At 44.1% G+C, this 19,368-nt stretch carries 17 protein-coding genes and 1 tRNA gene; 2 read left to right on the top strand and 16 right to left on the bottom strand.

Annotated features, from left to right (window positions below; all coding sequences use genetic code 11):
• Nucleotides 1-11: 11 nt before the first annotated feature.
• The 4 genes from ACOMA8_RS09345 to ACOMA8_RS09330 form a co-directional block, all read right to left on the bottom strand.
• Nucleotides 12-85 (bottom strand) — tRNA-Arg (locus tag ACOMA8_RS09345).
• 103 nt (nucleotides 86-188) lie between these two features.
• Nucleotides 189-983: an alpha/beta hydrolase gene (locus ACOMA8_RS09340; RefSeq protein ID WP_421370261.1), complete on the bottom strand. Its 795-nt coding sequence runs from the start codon at nucleotides 981-983 to the stop codon at nucleotides 189-191.
• Nucleotides 984-1,064: 81 nt separating this feature from the next.
• A complete protein-coding gene (locus ACOMA8_RS09335) occupies nucleotides 1,065-1,748 on the bottom strand; it encodes an O-methyltransferase (protein WP_421370259.1) in 684 nt (227 codons plus the stop codon).
• 241 nt (nucleotides 1,749-1,989) lie between these two features.
• A complete protein-coding gene (locus ACOMA8_RS09330; RefSeq protein WP_161899404.1) occupies nucleotides 1,990-2,532 on the bottom strand; it encodes a signal peptidase I in 543 nt (180 codons plus the stop codon).
• Nucleotides 2,533-2,826: 294 nt separating this feature from the next.
• On the opposite strand from ACOMA8_RS09330, the gene ACOMA8_RS09325 reads away from it, so the two are divergent.
• Together ACOMA8_RS09325 and proS are read left to right on the top strand one after the other, a co-directional pair.
• On the top strand, nucleotides 2,827-4,662 hold the full coding sequence (locus tag ACOMA8_RS09325; protein ID WP_421370256.1) for a hypothetical protein: 1,836 nt from the start codon (nucleotides 2,827-2,829) through the stop codon (nucleotides 4,660-4,662).
• Nucleotides 4,663-5,011: 349 nt separating this feature from the next.
• Nucleotides 5,012-6,451 (top strand): proline--tRNA ligase, encoded by a 1,440-nt coding sequence (gene proS / locus ACOMA8_RS09320; RefSeq protein WP_421370254.1) that lies wholly within the window; start codon nucleotides 5,012-5,014, stop codon nucleotides 6,449-6,451.
• Nucleotides 6,452-6,831: 380 nt separating this feature from the next.
• Here the strand turns inward: proS and ACOMA8_RS09315 are convergent, their stop codons facing one another.
• The 12 genes from ACOMA8_RS09315 to ACOMA8_RS09260 form a co-directional block, all read right to left on the bottom strand.
• Complete coding sequence (locus ACOMA8_RS09315) at nucleotides 6,832-8,103, bottom strand: ISL3 family transposase (RefSeq protein ID WP_421370252.1); 1,272 nt, start codon at nucleotides 8,101-8,103, stop codon at nucleotides 6,832-6,834.
• Nucleotides 8,104-8,298: 195 nt separating this feature from the next.
• Nucleotides 8,299-8,769: a transcription antitermination factor NusB gene (gene nusB, locus ACOMA8_RS09310; RefSeq protein ID WP_421370250.1), complete on the bottom strand. Its 471-nt coding sequence runs from the start codon at nucleotides 8,767-8,769 to the stop codon at nucleotides 8,299-8,301.
• Nucleotides 8,762-9,187, bottom strand: coding sequence for an Asp23/Gls24 family envelope stress response protein (locus tag ACOMA8_RS09305; protein ID WP_161899400.1), 426 nt, complete (start codon nucleotides 9,185-9,187; stop codon nucleotides 8,762-8,764). The genes nusB and ACOMA8_RS09305 overlap by 8 nt, the downstream gene beginning before the upstream one ends.
• A 17-nt stretch (nucleotides 9,188-9,204) precedes the next feature.
• Entirely contained in the window at nucleotides 9,205-9,762 is a 558-nt protein-coding gene (efp, locus tag ACOMA8_RS09300; protein ID WP_161899399.1) for an elongation factor P, read from the bottom strand.
• A 417-nt stretch (nucleotides 9,763-10,179) separates the two neighbouring features.
• Complete coding sequence (locus ACOMA8_RS09295) at nucleotides 10,180-11,247, bottom strand: M24 family metallopeptidase (protein WP_202622179.1); 1,068 nt, start codon at nucleotides 11,245-11,247, stop codon at nucleotides 10,180-10,182.
• Between the two features lie 88 nt (nucleotides 11,248-11,335).
• Nucleotides 11,336-11,575: a GlsB/YeaQ/YmgE family stress response membrane protein gene (locus ACOMA8_RS09290; RefSeq protein ID WP_421370247.1), complete on the bottom strand. Its 240-nt coding sequence runs from the start codon at nucleotides 11,573-11,575 to the stop codon at nucleotides 11,336-11,338.
• A gap of 261 nt (nucleotides 11,576-11,836) precedes the next feature.
• Nucleotides 11,837-12,214: a DUF956 family protein gene (locus ACOMA8_RS09285; protein WP_161899397.1), complete on the bottom strand. Its 378-nt coding sequence runs from the start codon at nucleotides 12,212-12,214 to the stop codon at nucleotides 11,837-11,839.
• Between the two features lie 244 nt (nucleotides 12,215-12,458).
• Nucleotides 12,459-13,370, bottom strand: a complete 912-nt coding sequence (locus ACOMA8_RS09280) for a PTS system mannose/fructose/sorbose family transporter subunit IID (RefSeq protein ID WP_161899396.1) — start codon at nucleotides 13,368-13,370, stop codon at nucleotides 12,459-12,461.
• A 21-nt stretch (nucleotides 13,371-13,391) separates the two neighbouring features.
• Nucleotides 13,392-14,195 carry a PTS mannose/fructose/sorbose transporter subunit IIC gene (locus ACOMA8_RS09275; protein ID WP_421370518.1) on the bottom strand — a complete coding sequence of 268 codons (804 nt, stop codon included), beginning with the start codon at nucleotides 14,193-14,195 and terminating at the stop codon, nucleotides 13,392-13,394.
• A 35-nt stretch (nucleotides 14,196-14,230) separates the two neighbouring features.
• The gene (locus ACOMA8_RS09270; protein ID WP_161899394.1) at nucleotides 14,231-15,229 is read right to left on the bottom strand and encodes a mannose/fructose/sorbose PTS transporter subunit IIA; all 999 of its coding nucleotides are present in this window, start codon (nucleotides 15,227-15,229) and stop codon (nucleotides 14,231-14,233) included.
• A 121-nt stretch (nucleotides 15,230-15,350) separates the two neighbouring features.
• Nucleotides 15,351-15,860, bottom strand: coding sequence for a mannose/fructose/sorbose PTS transporter subunit IIB (locus ACOMA8_RS09265; protein ID WP_421370246.1), 510 nt, complete (start codon nucleotides 15,858-15,860; stop codon nucleotides 15,351-15,353).
• Between the two features lie 225 nt (nucleotides 15,861-16,085).
• Complete coding sequence (locus tag ACOMA8_RS09260) at nucleotides 16,086-18,992, bottom strand: sigma-54-dependent transcriptional regulator (RefSeq protein ID WP_421370244.1); 2,907 nt, start codon at nucleotides 18,990-18,992, stop codon at nucleotides 16,086-16,088.
• Between the last annotated feature and the right edge of the window lie 376 nt (nucleotides 18,993-19,368).

The following is a 19,368-nucleotide window of genomic DNA, read 5'->3' as shown; positions in this document are numbered from 1 at the left end:
GGGTTTTTTAGCATCGCAGGAGGGGTTCGAACCCCCGACCGTCCGCTTAGAAGGCGGATGCTCTATCCAGCTGAGCTACTGCGACATAGCGGCAACATGTTTCATTATAGAAAAGGAGCTAAGCCTTGTCAAACTTTTTTTAAAAGGAGTTGAGCTGAACATTTAAGCTTTACCAATGAAGATTTACGTTATTTTACTGTCTCATGCCAAAGCTCATCTGCAATCAGATGGACGACGGTCTCGTGGGTGACTAACTGGCTATGGCCAGCTCCTTTCACGAGGACAAATCGACAACTGTTAGCCTCCGCGTACAACTGAAGACCCGCTGCAACACTTATCACCGGAACAATTCCATCAGAGTTACTATCGTTTTTCTCTCCTGCTACCAAGACCACATCGAGATTACTGGGAAGACGCGACTGTTTAACAAGATAGTTTTTCAAGCTTTCTGAAGGATTTTGCTGTAGCTGATTAGCAGCCTGGGAAACAGTCTGTTGACGCACACCGTCAAAGGGCGTTCCTGTCAGCAGCAAAAATCGCACCTGAGGATCAATGGACAAGCAGACGTTTTCCAAATATTCGGTGATGACTAATCCACCGTTTGAATGACCAAAATAATCATATGCTCTCACCTGATAGTGTTCTTCCAAATACATCAGTGCCTTGCGAAACCAATGGGCCTGTTTGGGGACTGCCGCCTCAGAAGCATCACTAAAGGCAATAACTACCACCGGACGAGTATTGTCAATGGCCAGACTGCCACTGACAAGGAGAGTATCATCTTCTTGTACAGTTATTTTTAAAACCGCCACCGGTTGCTTTTCTTCCAGTAAAGCGATCAGTTTGTCGAACCGGCTGATTTTTCCGTCGGTTCCGGGCACCAAAAGAAGCGGAGGCGTTGCTAACGAATAGTCTTCTTCCACCTGTTTCTTTTTATTCCACTTGGCTTTTGCAGCTGTCAAAAGCTCCGTCAGCTTTTTCATCTTACGTTTCTCCCACTCTTTTGATCACCTGCGTTTGAGAGACACTCTAACACATTTACTCTCGAAAAACTAAATGACTCTTTACAAAAAGATTTCCTCTGCCTCTTTGGTGACCAGCAGAACGCCGTCTCCCAGAGGAAGCAGTGTTGAAGTTAGCTGCGGGTGCTCCGTGACTACATCTAAAAATTCATTTAGCTTGCGATGAATGGCCCGATTTTTCCGTGGAATCTCTTCGATTGGATCCAAAATCGTACCGCCTTGAAAGACATCATCTACCATCAAGACGCCGCCTTTTTTCAAAAGACGCAGACATTCCGGTAAAAACTCGATATATTTAGACTTTGCACTGTCCATAAAAATAAAATCGTAGGGCCCTGTCAACGTTGGCAGAATTTCATTCGCCTGTCCTTCCAATAACGTAATCTTGTCTTCTAATTCCAGACGTGCATAAGTTTCTTTGGCTTCTTTGATCATCACGTCGTAGCGATCAATGGTGGTCACATGGCCGTCAGTTCCCACAAACTGGGCCATCAAGCTGGAAGAAAAACCAATAGCTGCCCCAATCTCTAAAATTTGTTTTGGTTGCAGTTGTCCCAAAAGAAATTGCATGAAGACCACAGTTTCATGGGGAATTACCGGAACCCCTCGGCGATTGGCATCACGTTCCAGTTCACCTAACTTACCTGTCAAAGGCTTTTGTTTGCTGCGCATATAATCCACCAGTTCTTTTTTCACCACTGGCCGGTGCATCATTTCATTTTTCATTTTTTCGAATCCTCTCTTTGGCTCCATTCCAAGTTGCGGCTTTGGGATCATTCAACTGATGAACAAGTTTCTGTTTTCTTACGAACAACAGCTGATATTTACACTAGCATCACTGACACCAGGTACCTTTTCAAATAAGAAACGCAACATCCCAGTATTTGAAATGCTATCCTTCTTTTGCAATCAAAAAAGCCGCCCACTAGGACAGCTTTATTATAATCAATCCACTTAACTGGCGCAATCAAGGAGCGTCTTCCCCTTCTTTTGCTTTCCATAATGTCTGCTTTTCTGGTTTAGGCCGGACCTGCTTGAAAAAAGCGCTAATGGTGGTTAATGTCAGAAACGCAGCTGCTAACCAAAACAACAATTGCGCAGTTTTGACAAAACTGCTGGTAGCTATCAAACCCAAGTAAGGAAGATGAAAAATTGGTTGTCCAATCAGGTTACGCCTTGAAACAGAACCAAAGTCCAGTTGCTTTTGATTATCTCCTTTTGTATAGAAGGTGTTGTTAGAAGAATCTTTTGCCACGATTCGTCGCGTCTTGATATCTTCTCCTTGATCAACATAAAAAGTGATAAGCTCTCCCACATGAAGGTCCTCAATTTCTTGATGCTTCACAAAAATCAAGCTGCCTTTTGGGAAAACATTTTGCATATTATTGTCTCTAATCACAGCGACAGTCAAACCCATCAGATGCGGCAACAACGTCACTGCCAGCGCCAGAGCCATAAAAAAAATCAGCGCAAATGAGCTGATGCTATTGAGTTGTTTCAGACGCTTCATACGGCGGCTTCCTTTCTTGGATAAAACCCTTGGTGATTAAAACCCACGCTCTCCCCATCCTTCTCGTTTGTAAGTCTTCTGGAGTTTGCGCTAAGAAGATAGGCGAATGCTGCTTTCAATATTTATTATATTATAATTAAAAAGAAATATTTTCAATTGTAACTTAAGTTATATTTTAATCTTAGGATTTCTGTGTAAATCCGTCAAACATCAACTACATTAATTCATTAACCCGGTTGACTTGTAAATAAAAACAAAATAAACTGAATCTAGGAAAGGATGTGCTTTTATTTTATGGATACAATAAATAACTATTATAAGTTAAATTCAAAAAAAGGCTGGCGTTGGATCCTCTTTACAATGGTCATCGCTTTATTCTTGTCGATCATCGTTTTTTTTGGTCACGCACTGACCCATCCTTTCACCCAATCCCAGTTTTCAGAGATCAAAGATACTTGGACCTATTTCCCAAAAGATGATCCGGTTACAACCTTCAAGAGTCGCTACATAAAAAAGATGCCAGGAATCGAAACTGGCGAAGCCATGATCATGGAAAGAAAAATGGTCAGAAAAGTGAACAATCCCATGCTGTTGGTTCAAGGAAATCATCAATGGATCAAGGTCTGGATTGATGACGAGTTGATTTACGAATACAGTCCTGCTTCGACTGGGGGGCAACCTTCGGATAACCCGGGCAACTCCCTACAAGAAATCCACCTGCCCCGCAATTATGTCGGCCGCACACTGGAAATAGAAGTCTCCAGTCCTTATAAAAATTATTCGGGACTGCCTGCTCGTGTTTTTGTCGGTGAGGCCAACTCAGTTATGGCCTATGTCTTCAGTGTGTCGATGCCCCAGATTTTGATGATGATTGTTGCCCTTTCTATCAGCATCGTTCTTTTGTTTTTTGTGGGACGGACACTTTTGAAAAAACAGTTTTTGGAACTGGAAATGCTGCTGCTGGCTTGTTTTGCCATGACTATTGGCTTGGAAGCTGCAGCCGGGGATATTTTTTCTAGTCTGCTGTTTAGCCCCACAGTCAATTCCACCCTCGCTACTTTATTGGCGATTATGACGCCTTTGTTTTTGATTTCCTACTATTGTTTAAAAATGACTCACGTTCAAAAGTACTATAAATTCTGGGTAATTCCTCATATCTGCTTTAGTCTTGCCATGCTGATTATCGCCATTCTCACCAAAACGGACCTGCCAGAGATCAAACCTTGGGTGGATACAATGAATATGTTTGGTACATTGGCCGCCACTGTTGCCGCTATTCGTGAAAGTCATTATAAAAACCACTTTTATGCTGTCTGTACACCATGGATTGTTTTAGTGGCGTTGGCCCACTGCTTTTTGTATATCATGGGTCTGCTAGGAACTGAGTACACTCAGATCAACTTCAGCGGGTTGTTCTTCGGGGCGATTCTTTTAGTTCTCTTTGGCTACACTATCACAGACTTCATGGCCAGTGAGGAACGAAACCGACGACAAGTCAATTTTTTGGAAGTCAAAACGACCCTATTAGAAGAAAGCCGCCAAGAAATGCAGCAACACATGGCCGAATTGGAGCAAATGAAAACCGCCTTCCAAAAAAATCTGCAGATGATGCAACTGTTAGCAGAGGATGGCAATCTTGAAGGCACCAAAGAATACCTTGATAAGCTTATGAAGGACACCCGTCTGATGGACGGCATCCCGAGATACACTGACCACACACTAGCCAATCTGATCTTGTCTCGCTACCAAAAATTAGCACAAAAACGCAGCATCGCTATTGATTTTCAAGTCCTGCTGCCTGAAGAAATCAATATCTCTGATGATGATCTCACCAAGCTTTTAGCACACTTGTTGGAGCACGCCTCTAGAGAAACCTATGCAATTGCTGATCCCAGACAGCGAAAGATTCGCCTGCAAGTGACTTGTGATCAAGACCAGTTATATCTGTTTTGTGAGCACACCGCAAACTATCAGGAAAATATCTTTGACCGCGGCATCGATACCGAGTTACCGGAAAAAGAAGAATTTGATCTTTGGGTCTTAGAATCCATCTCTAAAAAATATGCGGGTCACTTGAAAAAAGCCGTGACAGAAAAAACAGACAGTGTCGAAATCCGTATGGTCGTTTGATGGGTTTGGCAAATTCAGCCAGCAACGGAATTTAGACTTGCATTTTTTACTGTTTGCCGGTAGCATAGAGGCAGTTGGATTAGTATTCTAAACAAGGTCACAGAGAGTCGTTCCTCGGTTGAAAGAACGATACCCACTGGTCAGAAGAACCTGCCAACATTATAGATCGCCAGAAACGATCGGGTCGGAGTCCCTTAGCACTCCTTCGAGGGGGTCGATAACACACATCGATCAACAAAGGTGGTACCGCGAATGTTACACGCATTTCGTCCTTTTTATAGGACGGGATGCGTTTTTTGTTTGGCTCCCCTGCGCTTCGATTGACAACCAAATCCAAGGAGGAAATAACATGGCTGAAAAGCAAACCAACGACTTTACCGAATGGTATGTCCAAACCATCCAACAAGCAGAACTGATGGCCTATTCCCCAGTGAAAGGCTCCATCATCTTCCGTCCCGACGGCTTTGAATTGTGGGAACATATCCAAGAAGAATTCAACAAATTCCTGCGTTCAGAAGATATCCGCAACGCCTACTTCCCAATGCTGATTCCTAAAAGCTTTTTCATGAAAGAAGCCGATCACATTGAAGGTTTCGCGCCAGAACTGCCATGGGTGACAGAAGTCGGCAATGATAAACTGGAAGAACCTTTGGCATTGCGTCCAACCTCAGAAACCATGATTGGTTCCGCATTTTCTGATTGGATCAATTCTTACCGCGACCTGCCTTATGAAATCAACCAATGGGCCAACGTCTTCCGCTGGGAAAAGAAAACACTGCCTTTTTTGCGCACTTCTGAATTTTTATGGCAAGAAGGTCATACCGCTCACGCCAATGAAGCAGATGCTCGTCGTCGGACCATGAGTATTCTGGACGAATATGCCCGTTTGGCAGAAGAATTTTTAGCGATTCCAGTTTACAAGGGCCAAAAAACGCCCTCTGAGCGTTTTGCTGGAGCCGTTGACACGTATTCCATCGAAGCGATGATGAAAGACGGGAAAGCCGTTCAAGCCGGTACCTCCCATTACTTGGGCACAAAATTCGCTGAAGCGTTTGATATCACCTACTTGACCAAAGAAAATCAGCATACCCACGTCCACACCACTTCATGGGGAGTCTCAACTCGTCTGTTGGGTTCACTGATTATGACCCACGGGGATGACAACGGATTGGTCTTCCCACCAACTGTAGCACCGACACAGATTGTACTGATGCCGGTAGGTCCTTGGAAAAAGAATCCAGCCATTATGGAAAAATTGGATGAACTCTTTAAAGAATTCAAAGCAGCCGGCTACCGGGTCCGCATGGATGACAGCGACAATTCTCCTGGTTACAAGTTTAACGAATGGGAATTAAAAGGCGCTTGCTTGCGGATTGAATGTGGCCCTCGCGACTTGGAAAATGGCCATGTGATGGTGAAAATTCGCGACCTCAGCGACAAAACTGCGGTACCATTTTCAGAGTTGGCAGCCTACGTCAGCGAACAGTTGGCAATCATGCCTAAGCGTTTACTGGAAGCAGCCAGAACCCGCAACAAAGAAAACGAACACTTCAATATTGATACCTTAGAACAATTGAAAGAACACATCGAAGCCTGCAAAGAATCCGGCCGCCCTACTGGTTTTGTGCTGATTGGTTGGGATGGCAGCGAGGAAACGGAAGCCAAGATCAAAGAAGAGACCGGCTTTACCACCCGCAATATCCCATTTGAAGCACCAATGGAAAAAACTGTCGATATCGTCAGTGGAAAACCGGCACAACACACAGTCTGGATTGCCCGCGCCTACTGATTGCTTGCCTTTTTCATTACGATAACCGTTAACTGCAGAAGAATGGGCTCTAATCATCCTTCTGCCGCCGTTTTTCAAAGCGAACCGCGCGAAATGTGAGCCACAAGTAAAAGACAAGTCATTTCCATTAAAAATCAGTGGAAGTGACTTGTCTTTTTGTTATGAACAAATTCAAACACAACTGCGTGAATAGCCCGTTCCATAATCTTCATTAGAAAAGACGCTCTTGCGGAACTTTTGATCCCCTGCTTATGGCCCCGATGTCTCTGAAGAAAAAAGGCTCTTCGTCAAATAGTGTTGGTGAGTTCAAATTGAATGAGTGAATGAGCTCAGGCAGGAAAAAATTCTTGCCTGAGCGCTTTTTTATTTTTCGCTCTTTCTTAAACAAAAATCAGTCCTTGGATGATGTAGATTCTTGAGCGAAAATTCAGGAAGTTGCGATATCCATAAGCGACACGCTTGATTATTTTTATCTTGTTATTCGTTCCTTCTACGAAGCCATTACTGTAAGTAAGTTCAAATGCATTTTGAATCCCTTGCCGATACTTTTTGAAGAAAGTTAGTTTCTTACGAAACTCTTCTGGTAAGCGCTGATCAAGTTCTTCAATAAGTTCAAAGAAAAGCGTTGCGTTTTTTCTGCGGTAATGACAAAGAAGCAGCTGACACGTCTCATATGCTAATTTCAAAGTTTCATCATAAGATAAGAGCTCATCAATAATGGCTTTTTCTGTCATCGGACGCTTGAAAGAGCGCTCATAGTGGTAGTTAGCGCTATTCACGTTGAAGTCATTTTTCAAAAGAAGCTTCCAATATCGTTTTAAGCGTCGATAGTTCACCTTGTCAGTCCCTTTAAACTGTTTCATCGTCTTTATCCGTAATTGATTGAAGGTACGATTAATCTGTTGGACGATATGAAAACGATCCGTTACGATTTGAGCATTTGGAAAGACATGCTTAATCAGTTGGGCATAAGGTGCATTCATGTCCATGACTAGATACTTGACCTTACATCGTATATGATGTGGATAGCGTAAAAAATGAGCCTTCAAATAGGTAAGCCGACGGCTTTCCAAGATACTGATGAGCCGTTTAGTATGACCATCCATGCAGATGAAGCTCATTGCATTACTACAAGAGTTCATTGAGCGAAACTCATCAATGCAAAGAACTGACGGTAAATAGTTAAAATTGGTTCTGAAGCTTTGCACGCAGTCTCGCATAATACGCATAACTGTCGTGTCAGAGACAAAATATTCTTGAGCAATCTCCTTCCGGCTAATATTCTTTTTCAGATCTAAGGTGATCTTGAGTTGTAATTCGGTTGAAATATGGCATTTTTCTCTAACAAGTGCTGTTTGAGCGTTGAAAGTCGCTCCGCAGTCTTTACATAAAAAGCGTGACCGTTTCACTTCTAATAAAGTCTTCTTTCCCCTGAAGGGGACTAATTGGGTTTTTGTCTGGTGCGTCCCGTTTTTGATGATTTGGCCCACATTTTTAACGCCACATTTTGTACAGGCCGAAGGTGTATAGGATAGCTGCCCTTTAATGACCAGAATTGGAAGATCATTTTCCTGACGCTCTTCTAGCCAATTTGTATCAAAAAATAGGTTTTCATCTGTTAAACCAGTTAAAATTCTTGTAGAATAGTCCATGGAGATATCCCTTTCTTGGTGAGTGTGTTTTAGTCGACTTCATTCTATCAATTTGGGTATCTCTTTTTCTATACTTCGCATACAAAAAAAGTGTTGGAAGAAAATCGGAGATTTTCCACCAACACTAAATATTGTAGAACCAGAAAAAAGAGCGGCACCAGCAGCAAGTTTCATTCTGCGGTGTCGCTTTTTTACTTAGGCGTTTTCTTTTGGTTGTTCTGCTTTTTCCAGCTCGATATTGATGTTTGACAAGAGTCCATTGACAAACTTTCGCGACTGGTCATCACTGAAAGTTTTCGCCAACTCGATGGCTTCATTAAGGGCCACTTTGTTGGGGACATCCTTTTCATAAACCATTTCATAGATGGCAATGCGCAAAATTGTCAAATCCATCTTCGGTAGCCGCTTTAAATTCCAGCCTTTTTTCAAATGCTTTTGAATCATATCGTCCAATTGGGTTTTATGATCGCAAACACCTGCCACCAGCTCATCCAGATAGACGGGCACGAAATTTTCCTGCTCCTCATCCAGCATGTCTTGGTGTTCCAATTCGATGGCATGATAGATGGCATCTTTTTTTGACAAATCGGCGTTAAAGTCCAACGGAAACAGAGCTTGCAGCGCCATTTGCCGGATCATATGCCGTGAGATCTCTTTACTACTCATTCTCTTCCTCTTCACTTCCAAATAATTCTTCCAAATCAGGGGTATCAATCTTTTCGGGAACGACAGCCACCACATGGACATTGACTTCTGACAACGCCACATCCGTCATGAACAAAACTTGTTCTTTGACCCGTTCTTGAATCGCCATCGCAACTTTAGGAACCGACATGCCATATTTAATATAACAATAGAGGTCCACTTTAAGACCTGCTTCATCGATACTCAGGTAAACCCCTTTTCCGTGAGCCGAACCACCTAGTAATTCAGTCACATTGTTAGCAAAAGTCCCCTGCATATCGTAAACACCGTCTACTTTAGAAGCAGCAATCCCGATGATCACTTCGATTACTTCCGGCGCAATGACGATTTCTCCTAATTCCTGATTGCTGTTCAACACCAGATTTTTTTCATCTGCCACAACAACTTCCTCCGTTTCTAAGCCCGAGAAACATACGTCCCGTCGGTTGTATTGATAATCAGTTTATCACCCTGGTTCACAAAAAACGGCACATTGACGGTTAATCCTGTTTCCATCACAGCCGGTTTTGAGCCGCCAGACGAGGTGTCCCCTTTGATATTTGGGTCCGTCGTTTCCACTGTCAGTGTCACCGTATTGGGTAAGTCGACTCCCAGGATTTCTGATCCGTACATGATGATGTTGACTTCCATGTTTTCCAACATGAATTTCAACTCGTCTTTGATTTGTTCTTCCGGGATCTCGATCTGTTCGTAACTTTCCAGATCCATAAAGACATGACTACCGCCACTTTCATATAAATACTGCATTTTTCGGTTATCAATCTGCGCTTTTCCGACTTTTTCACCGGCACGGAAAGTTTTTTCCTGTACACCGCCAGTTCGCAAGTTTTTCAGTTTGGAGCGAACAAATGCAGCCCCTTTACCGGGTTTTACGTGCTGAAAATCGACAACTCGCCAGATATCGCCATCTACTTCGATGGTCAAGCCGGTTTTGAAATCATTTACTGAAATCATGGCCATCCTCCTTTTAAATTCCTCGCAAATGGACCTTTTAAAGGGACATTCTTCTTTCCTAGTTTATCATTCTTTCAGCAGTTAGGCTATACAAAACCATCAGTGAGCCGCGGATGTAAGCCACTTGGAATCGTTTTTTTTGAAAGATAGTCAACTCATGGTTACCAGCTGTTTTGTTCTCTTCCTTAAAACTTCTCTTTACAAAAGCTCTCTTAAACAGCAGATGAAACAGCCTGTATTAGTGAGGCGCGATTTAAAAGCTGGCTCTCTCAATTTTTCTTCGATGACACAATAGACAAAAGCAGCAGGATCTGGCCAGTCTTCTTTTGATTGGGAATAACCCCAACTGGAAAAAGACGGCTTTTTAGTCGCTGCTGCTTTTTTATCCTCATTCAATCCTATTACCAAAAACGCTTCTTACAAAATGATCAATTCTTTTGGTGCATGGGTCAAGACCTGGTTGCCATCTGGTGTAATCAGCAGATCGTCTTCAATACGGACGCCACCAATTCCCGGCAGATAAATTCCTGGTTCATCCGTGATGATATTTCCGGGAACAAATTGTTTGTCGGCTCTAAAGGAAACATTTGGTCCTTCGTGAATTTCCAAGCCAATCCCGTGGCCTGTTGAATGTCCAAATGCTTCTCCATAGCCGGCCGCAGTGATATGATCCCGAGCAACCGCATCTAATTGGATGCCAGTCAGCCCTGGTTTTGCAGCTTCCAACACTTTTAATTGGGCTTCCAAAACGACCTGATAAATTTCCCGCAATTTTTCGCCAGGATCGCCAATGGCAAACGTCCGAGTCATATCTGAAACATAGCCTTGGTAATAGCAGCCGAAATCCAAGGTGATCAGATCTCCTTGTTCAATCACTTTTTCAGAGGCCACCCCATGAGGCATTGCAGAACGGAGACCAGAAGCCACGATGGTGTCAAAAGAAACACCGCTGGCACCTAAAGAACGCATGTAAAAGTCCAACTGGTTAGCGACTTCGATTTCTGTCATTCCCGGTTTGATGGTTTTTAGCACATAATCAAAACCTTGATCTGCGATGGCACAAGCCTTTTGTGTAATTGCGATTTCTTCTTCGTCTTTGACTTCCCGCAGATTCTCAATCATTCCTGAAATTGGGATTAAGGGTGTTTCTTCAATAATTTCTTCTAAAACAGAATACTCAGCAAAACTAACATGGTTTTCTTCAAAGGCTAACCCATTCAGCTCTTCTTGGGCACAAAGCTTAGCGACTTCATCAAAGATTGGGCCGACGTTTTTGATGATTTCAAAACCTTGTGCCTGCGCTGCTGCTTGTTCTGTGTAGCGGAAATCCGTTACAAAAAAGGCCTTGTCCAAGGTAATAACTGCCAGACCGGTAGTGCCGGTAAAGTTAGTTAAATAGCGAAGATTATAAGGACTGGTGACCAAAAACCCGTCTACCTGTTCTTTTTTCATTGCTTTTCGCAGATTTTCAACACGTAACATCATGATACGATTCCTTCTTTCTGTTTTCGTCATGTCCTATTATAACAAACACTGATGTTTTTGCGAGCCAGGAACATTGCACCTTTTTCCATTAATGCTCGTTGCTGCGCCCGAAAACCAACGTGATAACCGCTGTAAAAACCACTGCCCCCAAGACTGCCGGTACAATCGCCATCCCCGCCAGTTGCGGCCCCATCTCACCAAACAACCGCTCACCAATATAAGAGCCGATCAGTCCGGCAACAATATTGTACAGACAGCCTCGTTTCTCACCGGTAATCATGCCGGCGATAGCGCCAATCACGGCACCGATTATCAAGGTCCAAATCATCCACTGTTCCTCCGCTTCCTAAACACGCGACTGTAACTTTTTAACATCTGCGCATCTTTTTCACATCACTTCAACAGCATACCACAACAAAATGCTCCCCTGAAATACAAACTACCGGCAAAGACAATGCAAAAAAAAGATAACCAACCTGAAGAAACTGCTGTAACAGTTCTTGGCTGATTATCGATTTTATGATTAGTTTGATAACAATTGGTGAACTTTATCAGTTGTCACCCCCTGCTTAGAGGTTGTCATCATGATTTACGCCTGCTTTTTGCCTTTTGAAGTAAAGGCCCGCTTGATGACATCAAAAAAGCTCAGCGACCGTACAAGCCGTTCTTCTGGTACGTATTCCCGAATCGCTCGCAACACCTTCTTCGGCTCTTTTGAAGAAAACGTAAAGGTGCCGTTTTTCTTCGTTTGAATCGCATAGCGGGGAATCCATTTTCCTTTGAACATGATGGAAGCCACCACATAATCGACTTCTTCCCAGGGAATCTGAATAAATTTATTCTTGTCCCGATCGTTGTAAAATTCGAAGGCGTTGTCTCCTACCATCACTTGTCCATATTCGTTGATTCCCATAAAAGAAGTGGCGGCAATCGCCAGATCTACTTTTGTATTCAATGATTCTACCATGTTGAACGCTCCTTTTTGATAGGTTTGCAGCGACAGCAAGAACACTGTCGGCCACCTGAAAGCCACCTTTTGCCGAACAGGATTATCAAAATCTTTGACTCGATTTCACAAATGCTCGATGGCACTGCCGACTTACTACCCACTGAACACTTCCAGTATACGCAAAAATCAGCTGTCTGTCCTGTTACAAACAGACTTCCTATGTAAAAGGAGACCGTAAATTCGGTCTCCCTTGTAACTAAGCTTACATCAAGCCGATAACGTGGAAAACGATACCGACAACGAACAAGCCCAAAATGATAACGATTGGAGAAACTTTTTTCTTCAACAACCACATGCACAACAGAGTCAACAGCAATGCTGCCAGCCCTGGAATCAGTGAATCCAAGTTATCTTGTAAAGTAGTGACTTTGATGTTGCTCAATGCTTTACCAGAAGCCACTTCTTCAAAGGCTTTCTTGATGCCTTCTGCACCGCCAGGAAGCTTGTCCCATTCGATATAGGCACCATCAGACAATTCAATTTCTGAAACAGTCGGAGTAAATTTAACACTTACCCAACGTTGGACTAGCGAGCCCAACACGAACATCCCTAAAATCGAAGCGCCTTTAGTTACGTCTTGCAACAAACCACCAGACAAGTCGTCAGTGATCTTAGAACCGGCTTTGTAACCAAATTCTTGTGTGTACCACATGAATGCCCAACGAATGATGTTCCACGCAACGAAGAACAAGATTGGACCCAAGATGCTGCCAGTCAGTGCCAAAGAAGCACCCAGCGCACCCAACATTGGACGTACAGTAAACCAGAACACAGGGTCGCCGACACCGGCCAAAGGACCCATCATGCCGACTTTTACCCCTTGAATCGCTACGTCATCGACTGGTGCACCATTGGCCCGTTCTTCTTCCAGTGCCAAAGTTACCCCGATGATTGGAGATGCGATATACGGGTGAGTATTGAAGAACTCCAAGTGGCGTTTCAACGCTGCGGATTGTTCTTCTTTTGTTTTGTATAGTTTACGAATAGCTGGAATCATTGCGAAACACCAGCCGCCGTTTTGCATCCGTTCATAGTTCCAAGAACCTTGAATGAAGGTAGAGCGCCATGCTACGGCCAAACGGTCTTTTTTCGTTAATTCAAGTTTTTCTGCCATTTTCTTTCTCCTCCTTCAAGATTAATAATCGTTCAAAATGTCGCCCAATGGATCGCCAGTACCGCCTTGGCCACCACCATTGCTTGAACCGCCCATTTTAGACAAGTTCAAGTAAATCAGTGCCATGGAGACTGCAATCGCATCTAAAGCGATCAGTGTCAATTGAGAGATTGCCGCAACGGCAAACCCGATAATGAAGAAAGGCCATACTTCTTTAGTCGCCATCATGTTGATAACCATTGCGTAACCAACCGCAACGACCATCCCGCCGCCGATTGCCATACCATCAGTCAACCAAGCAGGCATTGCGTGCAGCAAGTTTTGTACGCTTTCTGCCGGAATGAACAACAGCAATGCTGCTGGCAATGCGATCCGAACACCTTGCATTAAGATTGCGATGATGTGCCACATCTCAACTTTACGAATGTTACCTTCTTCAGCGGCAGCGTCCATGATATGAACGATTGGCACAGCCAAAGTACGTACAAACATTGTCAATACCAAACCAGCTACTGCCAAAGGAATCGCAATTGCGATTGCTGACGGAATGCCGGCTTTGCCTTCGCCACCCAAAACTAAAATAATTGCGGATGCAACTGCGGCCAATGCAGCATCTGGTGCAACTGCCGCACCGATGTTAGCCCAACCCAAAGCGATCATTTGCAATGAACCACCGAGCATGATCCCTGCCTCTAAGTTACCGGTCACCAGACCAATCAATGTACAAGCAACTAATGGTTGGTGGAATTGGAATTCATCGAGGATCCCTTCCATCCCAGCCAGGAAAGCCACGAGTACAACTAAAATCATCTGAATAAAATTCAAATCACTCATGATTTCTTAACCTCCTATTTCTCTGATTAACCGTTTTGAGCTTTCAACTCAGTTTCGGCCTTTTTCAAAATGTCATCCATATTGTCTTTTGAATCATTTGGTACTTTACGAACATCAAATGCGATGCCGCGGCTCTTCATGTCTTCAAAGGCTTTGACATCATCTGGACCCATTGACAATACTTTACTTACTACAACTTTTCCAACTGAATGGGCCATGGAACCCACGTTGACTTCTTTAATGTCTACGCCGCCGTCCAATACACGAACCACATCTTGCGGATTTTCAAACAGCAACAATGCTTTGGTTGCACCAAATCGTGGATCTTTGGCGATATCAATCATTTTTTGAACCGGAATAACATTGGCTTTAACCCCAGGAGGAGCAGCTTGTTCGATCAGTTTCTTTCGCAGATCGTCTTTGGCAACTGCGTCGGAAACAACGATGATCCGGCTTGGCTGTACTGATTTGGTCCATGCTGTGGCCACTTGTCCGTGAAGCAGACGAGAGTCGATACGAGCCAATACAAATTTGATGTGACCGTCTCCAAGAACAGTCCCCGGTTTCAGTGCCCCTTTAGGTTCTGTACCGGCAGCTGCAACTGGTGCCGCAGCTTCTTTTGGTTCCAGCTCTTCCGGTTTAATCCGGACGCCTTCTTTTGCAGTTTCCAGAATATGGGCTGCGATTTCTTGCGCTTTGTTCATTGAGAAACGGGATGCGTAGGCTTCGATTACCATCGGCAAGTTCATGCCGGCAACGATCGCCCAAGTCTCCTTGTGTTCTTCAAACAAGCTGTTGGCTTGGTTGAAAGGCGTGCCGCCCCACAGATCCACTAAGAACAAAACTTCTTGCTGGTCGTCGAAAGAGGCGATTGCTTCTTTCATTTTGGCTTTGATGTCATCGGGACCCTCTGAAGGCATCAATGTAACTGCTTTGACATTTTCCTGCTCACCGAAAATCATCGATCCCGATTGCAGGATACCTTCAGCGAATTCTCCGTGACTCGCTAGGATAATTCCTACCATTTTTCTACCTCCTATTTCATTTTTGTGTCAGACAACAGTTCCTTTTGGCTTTCTGTTGGCCAACGGTGATTCTATTCATTGACAACAGCCTCCGAAAAAAATAATTGCAGCTTACAGGTGACTATTGCAACGACGATTTGGCGTCATCCTTGTCCAAAAGCTCGATTAGATCCAGCTTACGGTCACTGGGAACTTTGCGAACCTCCAAGGTGATCCCTCTTTGGGCCAGGATTCTGAAACAGCGGATGTCTTCGGTATCCACCGAGATAAAATTGGTAATCATTCGCTTTCCGACGATATAGCGCATGCCGCCGATATTGACTGTCTGCAAACCAACGCCCGCTTCGACCAGCCGCAGGACATCCCGCGGGTTAGTAAACAAGAGCATCAGCTTTTCGCCAATCAGCAGTTCCGAAAAATACAGACGAATCATTTTTTCGGTATCGATGACATTGACCTTGATTCCTGGCGGTGCTGCTTCTCTTAATAAGAAGCTTCGCAATGAATCATTAGCCGCCTCGTCACTGACGACGATGATTCGGTTGACACCGGTTTGCTTCGACCAGGCCGTAGCTACTTGACCATGAATCAAACGATCATCAATTCGTGCTAAACGAATATCCGCTTCCATCTCACTCCCTCCTATCACAACAGGCCCTCATCACAAAAGTGACACAACCGGACAGATGACTGACACGGTATTTCCGTATCACTCTTATATAAGCAAGGACCGTGCCAACTTCCAAATCGATACACTATTGTTAAACCAGCCTTAAGAAGGTCTAAATAAAAAACACACTATAAAATACACTAACAATAGTGTATTTTATAGTGTGTCTAGACTTAATATTTCTCTTCAAATGACATCTTCTTCAAAAAGATCAATCTCATCATCGCTCACAGTCGCGCCACTACTTTTGAGTTTCAAGATTTCCATCAGATAATACTCTTCACTGACCGGAACTGTCAGTCGCAACAATCTTTCAAAGGATTGCAGATGCAAGTGTAGTCGCGAATAAAATTCTTCCCCAAGTAGTCCTGCCTCTTGTTCAGCAGTTACCGTCAGTGGTTCATTGACTAAAACTCGTTCAATCATCCCCGCAGTGTGCATCGCCAAGTTGATCTTCAGTCCTTGTTGTTCTCCTGACAGACCATAAGCTGTCACCAATTCTTCGACAAAACTCCAAATCACCGGAAACAGTTTACCAACATTTAAGAAGGTAAAGTTTTCTTCCATAAAAGCAATGGCCTTTTTTTGAATCTCATCTGATCCTAGCGCTACTTGAGCATTTGGACATTGCGCTTGTTCCAATAACAATCGATTCACCAAATCACCGACATCAGAATCGATGAATTGATCCAAAGGAATAAACGGTGCCGCCAGCTTTGGATCCATGATCCCAGTAGAAGCAATAATATGATAGGTATCTTTTAGAGCCGGCAGTTGCGACTTCAGCTCAACCGCAGACTGCGTCAACACGGTTAATTCTTTTTTCTGTTCTGGGGCCAATGCTCGCTGAATCAACTCCTTGACCCGCATCGCTGTCCCCTCTCCGGAAGCACAGATGGCCAAAATAGCCGGCTGTTTATGAGGTGGCGGCGCAATTTGCGTCAAATCGCCACTACCATAACCGTTAAACGCTCGCAGACTATCATAGATGGAATCAAGATCACTGCCCAGCACGGAAGCTTTTCGCACCGCTTCTAAGACTAAGGCTGTCGTCACCATATCCATGGTTCGAACCTCGATACCGGTATCTCGGGTAATTGTTTCACCAAATGTCGCCAACGAACCCATATCTACCAAGAGCAGTGCTCCGCTATCTTCTGAGACTTGTTGGACAGCTTGTTTGATTTTTTCCAGTGCAATCTGAGGTGGCATATCCAGTGGCATATCCACTGCTTGCACATGATCTGCTCCTAAAAGCTGGGTAACGACTTTTACCATGCTGCTAGCCGTAGTATCCCCGTGGGCAGCCACTACAACCCCAATCTTGCCGTCTTTTTGGTTGGCAGCTAATGAAATCAACAACACCGCCAAATAATAGTCTTCACTATCGGGAATCTGGACTTGAAAAACCTGTGACAAATATTCCCGAATGGAGCGGGCAATTCGAAATTCTTCCGGGTAAGCTGCCACCATTTGGCGAATATTGTCATTGGTATGACGCTCTTCACCGGTAGCTAACTTTTTTAGAAAAGAACTGATATGCAAACTCATGGCATACAGAAAATTCTGTTGCAGCTCATAGCCCAACCGTTCTTTGAGCATATCGTAAATATGATTGGTGGTCTCAATGATTTTTTCATCCACGAACTCCGCCAGCTTATTATCGGCATGGAAAGTGAAGCCGTGATCTTTATAAAAGGATTTTAGATGAATGTTGATATCTGTAGAAATAAATTGGTTGATGGCTGTTTGATCCAAACCATCCGCGGCTAAAAGTGCTGCTTTGTCACCGATAATATCGTATAAATTGTAAGGCAGTTCATAAGAATCAGTTTTGATTTCCATCATGCTTTCATGAGGATCAATCACTAAACGAGGCGCCAATATTTTGGATAAATCGGCACTTTTGACCCGCTCATTGGTTAACGCTACAATCCCGGAGCGAATCCCTTCTGGCAAATCTTCCATAGTAATTGCGATTTCTTCGTGCTGCATGTGGTTCAAAAAGCCCCGAGCACAAACCAGTTGAATATTTGATTTTAGTTGCCCGATATTGCCATAACTGACACTGCCAATCAACGCCTTCACTACGTCTTCCGTGACTGAGATTCGTCGTTGGATTCGTCCTGCCTCCTGGGCAATCATTAACTTAACCAGTTCCACTTGTTCTGTCGCTGGTCGCTGACTAAAAGCCGGCAGTGTAATATTGATAGGGATTCGACGAACAAATGTCGCCAGCAGGCTGGAACCAGGATCTTCCGTGGTCGCACCAATAATTCGCACATCCGCTTGATGGGTCTTAGTGCTTTCTCCCAATCGACTGTAGGTCCCATGATCCATAAAGTAAAAGACCATTTCCTGGCCTTCTGGCGGCAAGCGATGAATTTCATCCAAAAAGAGCATCCCACCATCCGCCTGATCGATAATTCCTTTTTTATCTTGATCGGCGCCTGTAAACGCCCCCTTCGTATAACCGAAAAGATGGCTCATAAGCAGTTCCGGGTTATTGGCATAGTCCGCACAGTTAAACACAATCAACTCTTTTTCCCGAGCAATCACGCCACTATTTACAGCAAAGCGAAACATCGCATGGGCAAAATAGGTTTTCCCTGATCCCGTGGGACCGGTAATCAAACAGTTCAAGCCTTTCGGTGGATAGAGAATTGCCGCTTTTGCCTGTTCGATAGCATTGCGCATACTGCCACCGGTACCGATCAAGCGGGCAAAAATATCTTGCACTTCCGGTACCGCCGCATAACGCTGACTTCCCACTGGCCGCATGTAGGGGCTGTCGGGTGATTCTTTGTAGCTGGGTACATATTTCTTTTCAGCCGGCAAATCAGAGAAAACGTCAGTCTCGTCAAAAACCTCAAGTTCCTTTTGGGAAGTTGTCACCGGCAGATAGCGAACTGGCCGCCCTTCAGACTTTTCAATCCGACCTTGGCGAACCAGCTCATTTAAATCTTTACTGGCATTTGGTCGTTGAATCTGTAGACACTCCGCCACATCTTGGGTTGTTACACCATAAGCTGAAGAGCTCATGTCACCTGCTTGTTGAAATACAAATTGATAGACCCGCTCGATACGTTTCATAAGCCGTTCCTTTCTGCGTTTTCCGGTCATCGGTTGGGCAGCCAAAGCTACCTAAAGAGCTGACCGTCAGCGCTAGTGTATCATTTGTATCTATTATACTGTTTTTTCAAGAGAAACAAAGCGATTTACTTTCTTATGAGTTTTGTCGACGTAAGACACCAACCTTATGGGACCACCATTTCTTGTTCAGCAAAACAAAAAAGACGATTCACCAGCCTCATAGCTTAGTGTATCGTCTGATAAAAGTCAATAGCCTGTACGGGATTCGAACCCGTGCCTCCACGCTGAGAACGACTCCGAAGTACAAAAGTTGAACTAAGTTCCCTACTGTTGCGCTATTCTCGTGGATAATTTAGTGTATCGAAAACCAAGTTTT

It is taken from the genome of Enterococcus infantis (genome assembly GCF_049166715.1).
Classification (GTDB): Bacteria; Bacillota; Bacilli; order Lactobacillales; family Enterococcaceae; genus Enterococcus_C; species Enterococcus_C leclercqii.
The sequence above is the reverse complement of the archived record's forward strand: the minus strand, read 5'-3'. Positions and strand labels throughout refer to the sequence as shown.

Coding starts and splice junctions, on each gene's coding strand:
- ACOMA8_RS09280 (WP_161899396.1), bottom strand. CDS start 13,370: ATGGCAGAAAAACTTGAATTAACGAAAAAAGACCGTTTGGCCGTAGCA.
- ACOMA8_RS09340 (WP_421370261.1), bottom strand. CDS start 983: ATGAAAAAGCTGACGGAGCTTTTGACAGCTGCAAAAGCCAAGTGGAAT.
- nusB (WP_421370250.1), bottom strand. CDS start 8,769: ATGAGTAGTAAAGAGATCTCACGGCATATGATCCGGCAAATGGCGCTG.
- ACOMA8_RS09325 (WP_421370256.1), top strand. CDS start 2,827: ATGGATACAATAAATAACTATTATAAGTTAAATTCAAAAAAAGGCTGG.
- ACOMA8_RS09265 (WP_421370246.1), bottom strand. CDS start 15,860: ATGGAAGCGGATATTCGTTTAGCACGAATTGATGATCGTTTGATTCAT.
- ACOMA8_RS09270 (WP_161899394.1), bottom strand. CDS start 15,229: ATGGTAGGAATTATCCTAGCGAGTCACGGAGAATTCGCTGAAGGTATC.
- ACOMA8_RS09285 (WP_161899397.1), bottom strand. CDS start 12,214: ATGGTAGAATCATTGAATACAAAAGTAGATCTGGCGATTGCCGCCACT.
- ACOMA8_RS09315 (WP_421370252.1), bottom strand. CDS start 8,103: ATGGACTATTCTACAAGAATTTTAACTGGTTTAACAGATGAAAACCTA.
- ACOMA8_RS09290 (WP_421370247.1), bottom strand. CDS start 11,575: ATGATTTGGACCTTGATAATCGGTGCCGTGATTGGCGCTATCGCCGGC.
- ACOMA8_RS09260 (WP_421370244.1), bottom strand. CDS start 18,992: ATGAAACGTATCGAGCGGGTCTATCAATTTGTATTTCAACAAGCAGGT.
- proS (WP_421370254.1), top strand. CDS start 5,012: ATGGCTGAAAAGCAAACCAACGACTTTACCGAATGGTATGTCCAAACC.
- ACOMA8_RS09295 (WP_202622179.1), bottom strand. CDS start 11,247: ATGATGTTACGTGTTGAAAATCTGCGAAAAGCAATGAAAAAAGAACAG.
- efp (WP_161899399.1), bottom strand. CDS start 9,762: ATGATTTCAGTAAATGATTTCAAAACCGGCTTGACCATCGAAGTAGAT.
- ACOMA8_RS09330 (WP_161899404.1), bottom strand. CDS start 2,532: ATGAAGCGTCTGAAACAACTCAATAGCATCAGCTCATTTGCGCTGATT.
- ACOMA8_RS09335 (WP_421370259.1), bottom strand. CDS start 1,748: ATGAAAAATGAAATGATGCACCGGCCAGTGGTGAAAAAAGAACTGGTG.